At 47.2% G+C, this 14,717-nt stretch carries 14 protein-coding genes and 1 tRNA gene; 10 read left to right on the top strand and 5 right to left on the bottom strand.

All coding sequences use genetic code 11. From position 1 onward, the window contains the following. Entirely contained in the window at positions 1-1,125 is a 1,125-nt protein-coding gene (gene prfB, locus BLU99_RS10550) for a peptide chain release factor 2 (protein WP_091901893.1), read from the top strand. Positions 1,126-1,152: 27 nt separating this feature from the next. After that, on the top strand, positions 1,153-1,308 hold the full coding sequence (locus BLU99_RS12320; protein WP_176771125.1) for a hypothetical protein: 156 nt from the start codon (positions 1,153-1,155) through the stop codon (positions 1,306-1,308). 71 nt (positions 1,309-1,379) lie between these two features. On the opposite strand, the gene BLU99_RS10555 is transcribed toward BLU99_RS12320, so the two are convergent. Further along, complete coding sequence (locus tag BLU99_RS10555) at positions 1,380-1,664, bottom strand: VanZ family protein (protein ID WP_255397550.1); 285 nt, start codon at positions 1,662-1,664, stop codon at positions 1,380-1,382. 177 nt (positions 1,665-1,841) lie between these two features. Between BLU99_RS10555 and BLU99_RS10560 the strand changes: the two genes are divergently transcribed. The 8 genes from BLU99_RS10560 (at position 1,842) to BLU99_RS10595 (ending at position 9,993) form a co-directional block, all read left to right on the top strand. Further along, complete coding sequence (locus BLU99_RS10560; RefSeq protein WP_091901895.1) at positions 1,842-3,206, top strand: sodium-dependent transporter; 1,365 nt, start codon at positions 1,842-1,844, stop codon at positions 3,204-3,206. Between the two features lie 6 nt (positions 3,207-3,212). Then, the gene (locus BLU99_RS10565; protein WP_091901897.1) at positions 3,213-4,583 is read left to right on the top strand and encodes a sodium-dependent transporter; all 1,371 of its coding nucleotides are present in this window, start codon (positions 3,213-3,215) and stop codon (positions 4,581-4,583) included. After that, a complete protein-coding gene (locus BLU99_RS10570) occupies positions 4,580-5,284 on the top strand; it encodes a ComEA family DNA-binding protein (RefSeq protein WP_091902053.1) in 705 nt (234 codons plus the stop codon). Before BLU99_RS10565 ends, BLU99_RS10570 begins: the two co-directional genes overlap by 4 nt. Before the next feature lie 82 nt (positions 5,285-5,366). Continuing rightward, positions 5,367-5,567: a Sec-independent protein translocase subunit TatA/TatB gene (locus tag BLU99_RS10575; protein WP_091901899.1), complete on the top strand. Its 201-nt coding sequence runs from the start codon at positions 5,367-5,369 to the stop codon at positions 5,565-5,567. A 10-nt stretch (positions 5,568-5,577) separates the two neighbouring features. After that, positions 5,578-6,312, top strand: coding sequence for a twin-arginine translocase subunit TatC (gene tatC, locus BLU99_RS10580; RefSeq protein ID WP_091902056.1), 735 nt, complete (start codon positions 5,578-5,580; stop codon positions 6,310-6,312). An 18-nt stretch (positions 6,313-6,330) separates the two neighbouring features. After that, positions 6,331-7,806: a 4Fe-4S binding protein gene (locus BLU99_RS10585; protein WP_091901902.1), complete on the top strand. Its 1,476-nt coding sequence runs from the start codon at positions 6,331-6,333 to the stop codon at positions 7,804-7,806. A gap of 37 nt (positions 7,807-7,843) precedes the next feature. Beyond that, positions 7,844-9,262 (top strand): aldo/keto reductase, encoded by a 1,419-nt coding sequence (locus tag BLU99_RS10590; protein ID WP_091901904.1) that lies wholly within the window; start codon positions 7,844-7,846, stop codon positions 9,260-9,262. A gap of 5 nt (positions 9,263-9,267) precedes the next feature. Continuing rightward, positions 9,268-9,993, top strand: coding sequence for a DUF2461 domain-containing protein (locus BLU99_RS10595; RefSeq protein ID WP_091901906.1), 726 nt, complete (start codon positions 9,268-9,270; stop codon positions 9,991-9,993). Between the two features lie 88 nt (positions 9,994-10,081). Here the strand turns inward: BLU99_RS10595 and BLU99_RS10600 are convergent, their stop codons facing one another. From BLU99_RS10600 to BLU99_RS10615, 4 genes are all read right to left on the bottom strand, one after another. Next, positions 10,082-11,344, bottom strand: coding sequence for an alpha/beta hydrolase (locus BLU99_RS10600; RefSeq protein ID WP_091901908.1), 1,263 nt, complete (start codon positions 11,342-11,344; stop codon positions 10,082-10,084). 280 nt (positions 11,345-11,624) lie between these two features. After that, positions 11,625-11,700: transfer RNA gene (locus BLU99_RS10605), tRNA-Pro, on the bottom strand. Positions 11,701-11,804: 104 nt separating this feature from the next. After that, positions 11,805-13,844 carry a hypothetical protein gene (locus BLU99_RS10610; protein WP_091901910.1) on the bottom strand — a complete coding sequence of 680 codons (2,040 nt, stop codon included), beginning with the start codon at positions 13,842-13,844 and terminating at the stop codon, positions 11,805-11,807. After that, positions 13,822-14,688: a hypothetical protein gene (locus tag BLU99_RS10615; RefSeq protein ID WP_144006138.1), complete on the bottom strand. Its 867-nt coding sequence runs from the start codon at positions 14,686-14,688 to the stop codon at positions 13,822-13,824. The genes BLU99_RS10610 and BLU99_RS10615 overlap by 23 nt, the downstream gene beginning before the upstream one ends. Between the last annotated feature and the right edge of the window lie 29 nt (positions 14,689-14,717).

The raw sequence follows: 14,717 nt of genomic DNA on the forward strand, positions 1-14,717 counted from the left end.
ATGATTACGCAAGACCAGTTGAAAGATGTTCTAGAGAGGGCGGAGGCGTTGCACCGTTATCTGGAAATTGACAAGAAAAAGATAGAATACGAGGAGGAGGATCTCCGTACTCAGGCACCCGATTTCTGGGAAGATCGGAAGCGTGCCGAGGAACAGATGAAGAAAGTCAAGGGCATTAAGAAATGGCTTGATGGCTACCAGGAGGTACGTACGATGGCTGATGAACTTCAGCTTGCCTTTGATTTTTATAAGGACGAGATGGTGACGGAGGAGGAGGTCGATGAGACCTATCGTAAGGCTGTTCGGGCTATTGAAGATTTGGAACTGAAAAATATGCTGCGCCAGAAGGAAGATCCCATGGAGGCTGTATTGAAGATTAACTCCGGTGCCGGTGGCACTGAGGCACAGGACTGGGCCTCGATGCTGATGCGTATGTATATGCGTTGGGCAGAGGCGCACGGTTATAAGGTGACCATATCTAACCTTCTTGACGGTGATGAGGCCGGCATCAAGAGTGTGACGATGCAGATAGAAGGAGGCGATTATGCTTATGGATATCTGAAATCGGAGAATGGCGTACATCGACTGGTGCGTGTATCTCCGTTTAATGCCCAAGGCAAACGCATGACCAGTTTTGCTTCGGTGTTCGTGTCGCCTCTTGTCGATGACACGATTGAGGTGTATGTCGATCCGGCCAAATTGTCGTGGGATACCTTCCGTAGCTCAGGTGCCGGTGGTCAGAACGTGAACAAAGTGGAGTCGGGCGTCCGTCTGCGCTATTGGTATACGGATCCTGATACAGGAGAGGAAGAGGAAATCCTCATTGAGAATACGGAAACCCGTGACCAACCGAAAAATAAGGAACGTGCGATGACGTTGCTCAAATCACAGCTCTACGACCGTGCCATGAAGAAGCGTCTGGAAGCTCAGGCCAAAATCGAGGCTGGTAAGAAAAAGATAGAATGGGGTAGTCAGATTAGAAGTTATGTGTTTGATGATCGTCGTGTGAAAGATCATCGCACGAATTATCAGACCACCGATGTTGATGGCGTGATGGATGGTAAGATCGACGACTTTATTAAGGCGTATCTGATGGAGTTCCCCGTTAATGATGAAGAAAACTGAAAACCAAATAATTAAAAACGTAGAATTATGAGTCAAATTGCAAAAGCATCAAAGGCTACCCATAAGAAGGCAGCTTATCAGAAGAAACAGGAAAAAGGTGGAAAGAAGGTGATGGAATGGATCTTTGGCGTATTGGTCCTTCTTGCAATCGTACTTATCTTCTTTTACATCTCCTCCATGTAACATGGATCCTTGGGGAGTTGAATGGAATACAGACATCTCCTTGGGTTCTTGTGTATCACGCCAGGCATTTTTTAATGTCTGGCGTGATAACGTAAGAGGACCAGGCCAATCAGTGCAGCCGTGGAGACGCCTATCGCGTTTGCTGCTAGATCCAACCAGTCGCCAGCTCTTCTCCCCCCTGTACAATACTCTTGTAACAGTTCGATGAGCCCACTCATTAGGATGGGCATCAGCCATGCCCAGACAAACAACTTTCCGTAATTGGGACGGGTGTGTCTGCGAAGGTACTCTATCCAAATGACCAGACAGGTGATGCCATACATCACCATGTGAACCCATTTGTCGATAAATGCCACATCGTCAAGTCTTGTGGGGGGCGGTGTGAAGAATGACAGATACCAGATGGCTGCAAAAAGCAGGCAGGAAAAGGGATAATTTCTGATAAAATACAACGGGAAGCGCATATTTACTTTCAATTTGAGTGCAAAAGTAAGAATTATTTTATACTTTTGCAAACGAAAAGAAAAAAACATATGGCTAAACTGGAGAGAGCAAGTTTTGGAAGTAGGCTTGGCGTCGTTCTGGCTACGGCAGGTTCCGCAGTCGGACTGGGTAATATATGGCGTTTCCCGTATATGACAGGACAGAATGGCGGTGCAGTGTTCATCATGATCTACATCTTCTGTGTGCTGTTGTTGGGTATCCCCTGTATGATCAGTGAGTTTATCATCGGCCGTTATGGACAGGCGAACACGGCTCGTTCCTTCCGAAAACTGTCGGGTGGTAGCATGTGGTCACTCATCGGTTATATGGGTGTACTGACTGGTTTTCTGATTTCAGGCTATTATGCAGTTGTCTCCGGTTGGTGTCTTGAGTATATTTGGGCATCCTTATTAGGGAAGCTTCAGGGAGACACAGAATATATCAGTAACTATTTCGTGACTTTCTCTCAAGATCCAGTAAAACCGTTGTTTTGGACATTCCTGATATTGTTTGCCACTTATATGATTATTGAGAACGGTGTGCGTGATGGTATCGAGCGTGCCTCGAAGTTGATGATGCCCACACTGTTTATCTTGTTGTTGGTAATTGTGGGCGCGTCATGTATGTTGCCCAACGCAGACAAAGGTATTGAGTTCCTGTTTAAACCGGACATGTCAAAGTTGACAGGGGATGTCTTCCTGGCGGCTCTTGGGCAGTCATTCTATTCGCTTAGTATTGCGATGGGGTGTATCTGTACCTATGCCAGTTATTTCTCCAGACAAACGAATCTGACTAAATCAGCCGTACAGATTGGCGTAATCGATTTCCTGGTGGCTTTGTTGGCAGGATTAATTATCTTCCCTGCAGCCTTTTCGGTAGGTGTAAAGCCAGACAGCGGTCCTTCCCTGATCTTCATCACCTTACCAAATGTGTTCCAACAAGCATTCGGTGGTATTCCGTCTTTAGGCTATGGTGTTTCGGTGTTGTTCTATATCCTGTTATCCATGGCCGCGCTGACGTCGCTGATGTCGCTGCATGAGGTGAGTACAGCTTTCCTTCAGGAAGAGATGGGAACTACCCGTAAACGTGCAGCCCTGATGGTGACGGTGGGCTGTATTGTGATGGGTGGTGTCTGTTCTTTGTCGTTGGGGGCCTGGAATGGACTTCGGATGTTTGGTATGACGGTCTTTGACATGTTTGATTTTGTTACAGGTCAGCTTTTCCTCCCGATGGTGGGATTTCTCACCTGCATCTTTATCGGTTGGTTTGCTCCTCATAAGATCGTACGTGATGAGTTTACCAACCAAGGAACCCTCCGTAATGTGACGATGTTCCATTTTTATTTATTCCTAGTGAAATATGTTTGTCCGCTCTGTATCTTGTTTATATTCCTGCATCAGTTAGGTTTATTATAGTGCATTATGGAACAGAGAGGTGTGTTTGGTAGCAGACTGGCAATAGTCCTTGCAACAGCTGGTTCGGCGGTTGGCTTGGGTAATGTGTGGCGTTTCCCTTTTATGACAGGACAGAATGGTGGGGCGGTCTTCATCCTAATTTATTTCGCTTGTGTGTTGTTGTTGGGCATTCCCGGCATGGTGAGTGAATTCGTTATTGGACGACATGCACAGTCGAATGCAGCCCGAGCCTATGGGAGCATGGGACACCGGAGTTGGCGGTTTATCGGTTATCTCGGTATCCTCACTTCTACCATCATCCTAGGGTTCTATGCCGTTGTGGCAGGTTGGTGTCTTCAGTATTTGTTTGCTTCTGTAGCCGGACAACTGACGGGTGATGCGGCATATGTCATTCGCTATTTTCAGACTTTTTCTGCTGATCCTATTAAGCCATGTCTGTGGGGAGTGGCTTTTGTCCTGATTACCCACTTGGTGGTCTCTAAAGGTGTGAACGATGGTATCGAACGAGCTTCGAAGTTGCTGATGCCTTTGCTCTTGATCCTGCTTGTTGTACTGGTTGTGGCCTCCTGCATGCTTCCGGGAGCATATCGGGGTGTCGAGTTCCTGTTAAAGCCTGATTTTTCTAAAGTAAGTGGAAATGTGTTCCTTGAAGCATTGGGACAAGCTTTCTTCTCGCTGAGTCTGGGCACTGCCTGCCTCTGTACATATGCTTCATATTTTAAACGTGATACCGATTTGTTGAGATCGGCCACTCAGATAGCCTTGCTTGATTCGGGTATTGCCATCCTGGCAGGCTTGATGATCTTCCCTGCAGCATTCTCTGTGGGTGTGCAGCCTGACAGCGGGCCTTCCCTTATCTTCATTACCTTGCCAAATGTGTTTCAAGAAGCTTTCGGTGCTGTTCCTGTGGTGGGCTATTTTATTTCGATTCTTTTCTATGCCCTTCTAGTCTTTGCGGCACTGACATCCACAATCTCCATGCATGAGATTGGGACGGCATTCTTCCACGAAGAACTGCATCTGTCCCGTCGACGGGCGGCATGGGTGATTACCGGGGCCTGTGTGCTGTTGGCTGTGATTTGCTCCCTCTCTGTGGGTGCCTATGATGGTCTTCGCCTATTTGACATGCCGCTGATGGACTTCTGCGACTTTCTCACCGCTCAGTTTATGTTGCCGGCAGGTGCTTTCCTGACAAGTATTATGCTGGGCTGGTTTGTCAGTCGGCGACTGGTACAGGAGGAATTCCTCATGGGTCAGACTCATGACACAAGCCGTATGGTGAAGAGAGCATTCTTCCATATCTGGTTGTTCTCTGTGAGGTTTGTTGTCCCGATCTGTATTCTTCTCATCTTCCTCCATCAGTTCGGAGTCATATGATCCGCGAGTTCTTCTATCTCCAGAAGTCCGACCGGAAGGTGATCCTGACCTTACTTGTTGTGATGGTCGTGGCCCTGTCTGTGATCTTTCTGACGGGTGAGGAAAATAGTGAGACGAATGCATTGACACCGACTGACACCACCGTCATAAAATCGGGGTATGATAAGCAACGCAAGCCGCGTACGTCAGATATCCGTACCCGTGTAGTCTATCGTGATCGTCCTTATTATAGCAGCGATAGTCGTGCTTCGTCGCATCGCACCTCTGAGTCACGCGACTCTTCTGTTTTTCGTTATCCGGTGAAGATCCGTGAGACAGAATATGTCGTGCTTAATTCTGCCGATACAACTATTCTACAAACAGTTCCTGGTATTGGTCCTTATTATGCACGACAGATCGTACGTTATGGTGAACGGCTTGGAGGGTACGTCAGTGTTAGCCAACTTGATGAGATTGAGGATTTCCCATTGGAATCAAAGAAGTATTTTGTGATTAAGGATTCCACCCCGCGGAAGTTGAATGTGAACCGACTGACGCTCAATGAACTGAAACGACATCCTTACATCAATTTCTATCAAGCTCGAGCTATCACCGACTACCGCCGCTTGCACGGTCCTATTCGTTCGTTGGATGAACTGCGACTCTCCAAGGATTTCTCTTCAGAAGCTATCAGTCGACTATCACCTTATGTGGAGTACTGATTTTAGTTAATAAATGATAGCAGATGCTTGGCTTATGCGTTTTTTTCGTATATTTGCAACAGAAACTTAAAATACGAAGGAAATGTCAGAATCATTATTGTTGTTTATGAATGTTGGTCCGACGGAGATCATCATTATCGCACTTGTTGTGCTGCTGCTTTTCGGTGGCAAAAAGATTCCCGAGTTAATGAAAGGTCTTGGCAAGGGAGTCAAGAGCTTCAAGGAAGGAATGAACGAAGTAACGAATCTGGAAGAAGAGGAAAAGGAACAGTCTGAGAAGTAGTATGAGTGGTATGACGTTCTGGGATCATCTCGATGAGCTCCGTACTGTTATCATTCGCATCCTTTCTGTGACGGTGGTCGCTGCAGTGGTGGCCTTCTGTCTGAAGGACGAATTGTTTACCATCGTGCTGGCTCCCCGATCGAGCGATTTTATCACCTATCGGCTGATAGGCGGCGAGCCTTTCTTTCTCTCATTGATGAATACAGGACTGGCCGAGCAGTTCATGATTCATCTTAGAACGGCGATGTATGCTGGTGTGTTAGTGGCGATGCCGTATATCATCTATCAGTTGTTCTGTTTTGTCTCGCCTGCACTTTACGCCAAAGAGCGTCGTGGTGCCACCATCCTTGTCGTGAGCGGCTATGTGATGTTTATGCTTGGTACTTTGCTGGACTATCTGCTGATTTTTCCTTTGACAGTGAGGTTCCTCGGCACCTATCAAGTGAGCCCTGACGTGACGAATATGCTCACCCTTCAGTCATATATGGACACATTGCTGATGATGAATCTCGTCATGGGTATTGTCTTTGAGTTACCCGTCGTCAGCTGGCTCCTGGGGAAGATGGGACTGGTGAATGCAGAGGTGATGAGTCTGTGGCGCCGACATGCCTTCGTGGCGATATTGATTATCGCTGCGATTATCACGCCGACGACGGATGCTTTTACACTCTTTGTGGTGGCTATGCCGATATGGTTGCTTTATGAACTGAGTATCTGCGTGGTCCGACTGACAGGAAAGAAATAACTAAATAAATACTTAATTATGCTACGTAAAATCAGAACGATCCTTGCCGGGGTGTTCTTTGTACTGATCACCTTGTTGTTCCTCGACTTTACGGGAACGATGCATCATTGGCTCTCATGGATGGCGAAGATACAGTTCTTGCCAGCTGTGCTAGCCCTCAATGTGGGTGTTGTCGTTGTGTTGGTGCTTTTGACACTCCTTTTCGGTCGCATTTATTGCTCGGTTATCTGTCCGTTGGGGGTATTCCAAGATGTCATCGCACGACTTAATCGCAAGAAGAACAAATATAGTTTCTCGAAAGCGCTGTCATGGCTTCGCTATACAATGCTTGGGGTGATGGTCGTAGCTTTGGTGGCGGGCATAGGCTCTGTTTTCCAGCTGTTGGCTCCTTATAGTGCATATGGCCGTATCGCCACCATGCTATTCCAACCGGTCTGGAAGGCCGGGAATAATATCCTGGCTTCTATTGCTGAGCATGTCGACAGTTATGCTTTCTATCATGTAGAACAGGTGGCGGCAGTAGGGGCTGTGATGGCCATTGCGGTGATTACTTTTATTGTTGTATCCGTGTTGGCCTTGCGGAACGGACGTACCTATTGTAATACCATTTGTCCTGTGGGAACGGTCCTCTCGTTCTTTGCTCGTTTCTCTTTCCTGAAGATACGTTTTGACGAAGAAAAGTGTAAGAACTGTTCTTTGTGCTCAAAGAACTGCAAGGCGGCCTGTATCGATTATAAGACACACACTGTCGACTATAGTCGTTGTGTGGTCTGTGGAAATTGTATCTCAAAATGTAAGTTTGGCGCTTTACGCTATGATTCCCGTCTTCAGCGCCAGAAAGAGAAGTCTGAGAACTTGTCCGTAGATACCTCCAAACGGTCGTTCTTACTTGCTTCGGCCATGGTGACAACTGCAGCTTTGGCACAGAAGAAAGAAAAACTGATGGACGGTGGCTTGGCAGAACTGGAAGATAAAGTCGCACCGGAGCGACAGACGGCTTTGACACCTCCGGGATCTTTGTCTTTCCAGCATTTCGCCCAGCATTGTACGGGTTGTCAACTCTGTGTCTCGGAGTGTCCGAACCATGTGCTTCGACCTTCTGTCAACCTGATGCATCTGATGTTACCAGAGATGTCGTATGAGCATGGCTATTGTCGTCCTGAGTGTAACCGTTGCTCGGAGGTGTGCCCAGCAGGTGCTATACGGCTGATTGGTCACGATGAGAAGTCTTCGATACAGTTGGGGCATGCCGTTTGGATTAAGAAGAACTGTGTACCCATCACTGATGGTGTGGAGTGTGGAAACTGTGCACGCCACTGTCCGTCTGGCGCGATTGATATGGTGCCGCTCGATGAGAATGACGAAGAGTCACCGATGATTCCTGTTGTCAACGAGGCAGCCTGTATAGGCTGTGGTGCCTGTGAATATGTCTGTCCGTCGCGTCCGTTCTCGGCTATCTATGTCGAGGGACATGAGGTGCATAGGAAGATATAGTAGGTTATATAGTAAGTCGTTAAAGTAGTAAAGTCCAATGAAAGACAAGAATATCTCCCGTCGTTCGTTCCTGAAGATCTTCGGAGCGGGAACCGTCGCCACTGCAGCCACGTTGGTCGGCTGTAAGAATACAGATAAAGCTGGGAAACAGGCTGTCAGCGAATATCGGAATCAGGTGGAGCCTCCTGTGGGTAAGATGACCTACCGTGTGAATCCGAAGACTAAAGAAAAGGTGTCGCTTCTGGGTTATGGTATGATGCGTCTGCCGACAAAGGTGGATAAACCTGATGAATTTGATCAGGAGATGATCAACAAACAGATAGACTATGCCCTTGAGCATGGCTTGAATTATATCGACACATCGCCAGTCTACTGTCAGGGAAAGTCGGAACGCTGTACGGGTATTGCCCTTAGTCGCCATAAGCGCAGTGAATATCTTGTGGCTACGAAACTCTCCAACTTCAACCATGATTACTGGTCATTCGAGAAGTCCAAGGAGATGTACCTCAACTCGATGAAGGAATTGCAGGTCGACTATATTGACTATTATCTGCTGCATGCCATTGGTGGTGGAATGGAGGAGTTCAATGGCCGATATATTGACAATGGTATCATGGATTTCCTGCAAAAGGAACGACAGGCAGGTCGCATCCGTAACCTCGGTTTCTCTTTCCATGGAAAGAAAGAGGTGTTCGATGAGATGATGGCACGACATGACGAGTTTCGGTGGGATTTCGTTCAGATTGAATTGAATTATCTCGATTGGGACTATGCTAACGAGATAAGTAACGCTAATGTGGATGCAAGCTATCTTTATGCCGAGTTACAGAAACGTGGCATTCCTGCTGTTATCATGGAACCGCTTTTAGGTGGGCGTTTGGCAAACCTCCCACAGTATCTGGCAACAGAATTGAAGAGCCATGCTCCTGAGCGCAGTGTCGCTTCGTGGGCATTCCGTTATGCGGGAAGTCATGAGGGCGTACTTTGTGTACTTAGTGGTATGACTTATATGGAACATCTGAAGGATAACCTGTTGTCTTATTGCCCGCTTGTACCACTGACGGAAGACGAGATGCGTTATCTTGACAAGGAGGTCGCAAAGAAGATTGTCGGATTGGAGAATATCCCTTGCAACGATTGTAAGTATTGTATGCCTTGTCCTTACGGTATAGATATCCCGGCAATCTTTGTGCATTATAACAAATGCAAGAACGAAGGCTCGCTACCGATGGGTGTTGGAGACAGCGAGTATCGCAAGCACCGTCGTCAGTATTTGATATCACTAGACCGTGTCGTGCCTCGTGACCGTCAGCCCGACCACTGTATCCAGTGTGGTCAGTGCGAACCCCATTGTCCACAGAGTATCCGTATCCCTCGTGAACTCCGCAAGATCGACGAGATGATAGAGAGTCTAAGGCGTGATCCCTTGGGGTTGGGTGTAAATGATAAGAAATAGATAATATGGATGCTAAAAGAATTATAGGATTCCTGCGCCAATTGATGGCGAACAATAATCGTCCTTGGTTTCAGGAACATAAGAAAGAATATGAGGCTGTCAGAGCGGAATTCGAACGCGGTATTGTCCAGGCGATAGAGCGTGTCACGACTTTTGATCCTGAGGTCGCTCATTTGCAGGTGAAGGATTGTACTTATCGTTTCTATCGCGACACGCGTTTCTCGCCCGACAAATCTCCTTATAAGAACCATCTTGGCGCTTATATCAATGCTAAGGGGAAGATGGCTTTGCGTGGTGGTTACTACCTGCATTTGGAACCAGACCATTGTGTTGTGGCGGTGGGAAACTACTGGCTACCCACAAACATTCTTACATCCTGTCGCAACGAGATGATGGCGAACACGGATGAGTGGCTCAAGTGTGTGGAGAACCCGGAGTTTCTGAAATACTTTGGCAGTGATTTGGTTAACAGTTCCAAAGAACCGATGAACATCCCTTATTGGGACCAACCTCAAGGATTCGGGTTAGAGAAACTGAAGACTTGTCCTTCGGGTTTCCCCCGTGACTGGCCATATGTGCATTATCTGCGTCTGAAGAACTATTGTGCCTGGCATGCCGTTCCTGATGACTTCTTCGAGGGCGACGCATGGCTTGATGAGGTTGAGCGTATGTTCCGTGCCGCCAAACCGATGATGGATTTCATGAATGCAGTTATCGATGATTACGAGTGATATATACGTAAGAAAACTGTTCTTATGGACAAAAAAAGGTGAAGCATATATTGCTTCACCTTTTTTTGTTTGATTCTATGTTTAGTGCTTATTTGAAAAGCAACTGTGCGAACTGATATAGGCTCCGACGCCAGGTCTGCCACTCATGTGCAGTCTCGGGTGAGATGTAGCTGTGAGCATTGATGCCAATGGCCTTCAGATCCTCGGCAACCTTACCTACGCTGGTTTCACCTTCTGCCATTCCTGTTTCCTTGCCGCCAGCACTCATAAAGAGTACCTTATTGGTCTTCTTGAAGTCAGGAATATCGGTTAGTTCGTCAGCACCGATAGTGCCACCGCTGAAGATGCCGACATAGGAGAATGTGGTGGGATTGTTCAGCGTGATACCGTGGGTCTGCATACCGCCCATTGAAAGACCTGCCATAGCACGGTGCTCTGCGTCGGCAACCACACGGTAGTTCTTCTCAACCATCGGGATGATGTCCTTAATCAGTACTTCCTCGAAAGCACCACCCATACGTCTGGCCATCTTGGCAAAGTCAGCTCCACTCATACGTGGACGAGCACCACCTTGAGGAGCACCCTGCGGACGTGGTCCTTGAGGAGCACCTTGTGGGCGTACGCCACCGGGACGTGGACCGCCAAAGCCCATAGGCTGCTCACCCGGCTTGCGGGCGTTCAGACCATTGTCCATAAAGATGATGAAGGGTACGGCCTTACCTGCGGCAATCAGATTATCCATGATAATGCCTGTCTTGCCCTGAGCACTCCAGCCCGTCTCGTTCTCACCCATGCCATGCTGCAAGTAGAGCACAGGATATTTTTTATCTGGATTAGAATAATATTCTGCTGGCAGATAAATGTAGCCGTGGCGCATCTTCTGAGTTACTGATGAGTAATAATATACCTCGTTGACAGAACCCTGAGGAACATTCTTGACTGTATAGAAGTCCTCGTCGGCAGCGGGAACGTCGATACCGCTTCCCCAACGGCTGGCACCGTAGTAGTACAAACTATTTGGATCGGGCACGTTTGCACCATCGATGTTGAGCTGATAGTAATGGAAACCTTCGTCCTGAGGCTCTGAAGTACCAGTCCACACTCCGTTCTCATCCTTGGTCATCTCATAGATTTTTCCAGCAATGTCAAGTCCTACAAATGTGGCCTGAGGTGCGGTAATCTGTGCACGGACCTGACGCTTAGAGTTAATGGCCGGGAACTGTTTGTTCTCTTGGTTGGTTGTCGCAGGTTTGAAGTCCTCAACCTCTGCTTTTACAGAAGGAACAATAGGATTCTGCGCGATTGCTGTGAGGCTTGTGAGAGCCATCAACGAAATTAATAGCTTTTTCATAAAATTAAAGTTTGGTTTTTAAATTTGATAATGAGTTAATTGTTACTTTTACACTTCTATCTTGTTTGACACATCATAAATGCAAAAGTAAAATCGATAGTTCTAATCTTAGAGAAGATTAACAATTCAAAAACCAGATTACTCAAAACAAACTGGGAAAAGTGAGGTATTATGGTTAGTATTACGAATGGCCATTTCGATGTGAAAATAGAGATATGGCGTAACTATAAGTCCTATATGAAAAAAGGAAGTGACTAATTTGCTAGTCACTTCCTTTTTTTGGTCGGGATGAGGCGACTCGAACGCCCGACCCCTACGTCCCGAACGTAGTGCGCTACCAACTGCGCTACATCCCGATTTTTTAAATCGGCTGCAAAGGTACTGCTATTTTTTGAATTTCGTGCAAGAAAATAGATAAAAAATTAGAAATAAGCGGAAAAACGCCTAATCCGCTCTCTCTTTACCGACGGTTATAAGCTTGCAGAAACTGTTTGTATTCATCGCACTTCGACACGTATCCACTGGGTTTATTGATGCTCTTCTCATACTCCACCAAGGAGGCGAAGGCTTTGTATTGCGCAGACTGTGGAGCAGGGTGACGGTCGTATTCATAGGTGTTACTGTTCCATGTCAGTGTATACCAGGGTGAAGGATTCATATAGATGTATGCTTTAGCGAAGAGTACTTCCTCTTTCAGTCTTGTGTCTTTAGAGTTGTCTGCTTTTCGCAGGAGTTCTGCGGCCTTGGCGGCGAGGTCTGTCTCATTGATACGGACAGAGTCGGAGACATTCTTCCCGTCACGCATTAGGAACCAGCAGTCACCTGTATAGCTAGCTTGCGCATAGCGTATGGCTAATTCGTAGTATCGTTTCTTTAGCTCTTCACCCGACAGCACGTTTAATTCGCCTTCCATGCGTTGCATCTCCCGTGCGAAGGTAAGTTTTGGGTTTGACTTTAGTTTGCCGTTATGATTACTATAGAGAACAGCACTTCTCAGCCACTGCCGTTTGATCCAGGGAGCAACGTCATACTTGCGATTGGCGGCATAGACGGCATAGCCTTTCTTCTCATAGTACGATGTCGGAATGTCCTTCAGCCACTGGATGGCCTTTTCCCACTGACAAAGACGCATATACTTCGTGCCAATGAGATCCTCCAACGCATGTTCTGTCTTTTTCTGGTGAGTCCATAGAAAACGATCAAGGGGCGTGCGAGGAGACCGGAGTGTATACTGGAGGTAGTCCTCCAATCTTTCTACCTTCATGGTGTCGATATAGGTCTCGTATTCATAAGTGCCGGTCGCATTAAACAAGGCGGCCATCCGTTCTGGACTTTCAGCATAGCGTTTCTTGAGAGTTTGGTAGGTGACGCGGTTCAGTACGTTCTGATAATGGTTTTCGGCTTGTTTGCTAAACAACCACTCTAGTTCTTGTGCCAGCCAGTTGTCATAATTCTCACTCTGGGGAACGAGAGCCGACTCGATATATAGACGTAATACGCGGGCGTTGTCTTTAATCCGCTCTGTGCCAGACAGAGTCGTTGCTGTTCGGATATCCTTCAGTGCCCGTTCCTTACTACCAAACATATACTCTAACCAGGCTTTGGCACTTTTCCAGAGGGCAGGAACCTCTGTTTTTCTTTCTTTCACAACTTGCTCACAGAAGTTACGCATCTGCTTGGCTTCGTCTTGTGAGATGTCGCGGATGAAAAGCTTACCGCCAAACGCCTCACCCTCACCATGTGGCTGACAGGCATCATAGGCTTCCTGTGAGTTGTTGACGAAATCTTGTAGTAGGAAGGGTAGCACTTTGGCATTGGGGTCGCGGAGATACTCCTGACGGATGGCGGCGAAAGAGCGCTTCTTATAATATTGTGTCATCAGACTATTATAGTCGCCCATCTCGGCAAACAACTCTCCTGCCTTTGCCTCCTGACCGGTTTTGTACAGGGCTCCGGCATAGATGTTCTTCATCATGTCCTTGTAGACGGTCTCGATATACTGACTCGCAGTCTGCTCCCAGAAGTTGATGTTTGTATCATGCTGCCCGAGCATCATGTTGGAACGCATATAGAGAAGGGCATGCTGCGAACGAAGCCGTGTTTTCAGTTTCCCGGCAGCGTAGCTGCGGATAGCTTGCAGATTCTTTCTGCAAGCGTTGATCTCTTCCTTGGTGGGGTAGTTCCATTCCCGTTGCTTCCGTTCCTCAATGGCCACGCATCTGAGGTATTTCTCGAGATTCTGCACATAACTGACCATCAGAGCGTCGCCCTTTTTCCGGGCAGCTTTGATGATGTCGTCTGCACGGAAGAAAAAATAACTGTCATCGTTCTGTCCAAGGTAGGCCTTCCAATTGTTTCTGGTTATCTCATCCATACGGTTACTGAACTCTGTCCGCTCATAGACGCTAAACAGATAGTAGTTGTGATTGTCTGCCCAGTAGCAGGCCAGCATGGGCAGTGCGATGACTGCCAACAGACTAGTGGTGATAAATCTCCTCATAGATTTCCGGTTTATATCTGTGAATATTCTCTTTGTCAAGATGATAAGTAATGATGCTACGTTTCAGACCGTCACGTCTCTGTTCTACAGCTCGTTTCACTTTCAGAATCTCCTCTGCCTCTACAGTGTGCTCGACATGCACCCCCCGAATAATCCTCAGCCACGAGAATACGGGATAGGCGGTGGACAATGGAAGGGGATAATCATTGAGATGTTTCAGATAGGGCGATACATCCCGGATGTCGAGGATAGGGTTCCGCTCCATATAATTCTCTGGATGGCCTGTGTTATAGATCATCAGCACCCCGTAGTCTGTAGGTGGAGGAGTCATCGATAACTGGTGTAAGCGGATGGTGGTCGAAAGTTGTTGGCTCCATGCCTGTTTGACTTCTCGTAGGAACTCATAATATACGTTTCTGCTTCTGACAGTGTAGTCACAGTCAATCTGTATCTCCCGGACATTCGGGATGCCGTTGGTTTCATTCATCTGACGGATGCGTCTCACGAGCTTTTCTGCCAGTCCTTGATGCGACTGATGCATGCAGTCCTCCATGATATAGACAGTCGGGATGATTTCTATATTCCTTGGTAAGGTGTCGCTAAACGATATGGTTGCATTTGGCATAGGCCCCCGACCCTGTGTCGTGTCCATCACCACATCGAAATATCTGCAGTAGATCTTTTGGATATGGTATTGATTCAGGAATACCCGTTCTGTCGAGTCGAGCCGGAAGTCGGTGCGCCAATAATAAACGGCGTTCCCTTCTTCTAACTCTTCCTGTCTCTGACAACCTGTCATCAGCAGACAAAGGAATAGACCTGACCAGATAGTTATTTTCTTCATGATCATCAATGGTAATATCATGATGAAAC

This window comes from Prevotella sp. lc2012 (genome assembly GCF_900107065.1).
GTDB lineage: Bacteria > Bacteroidota > Bacteroidia > Bacteroidales > Bacteroidaceae > Prevotella.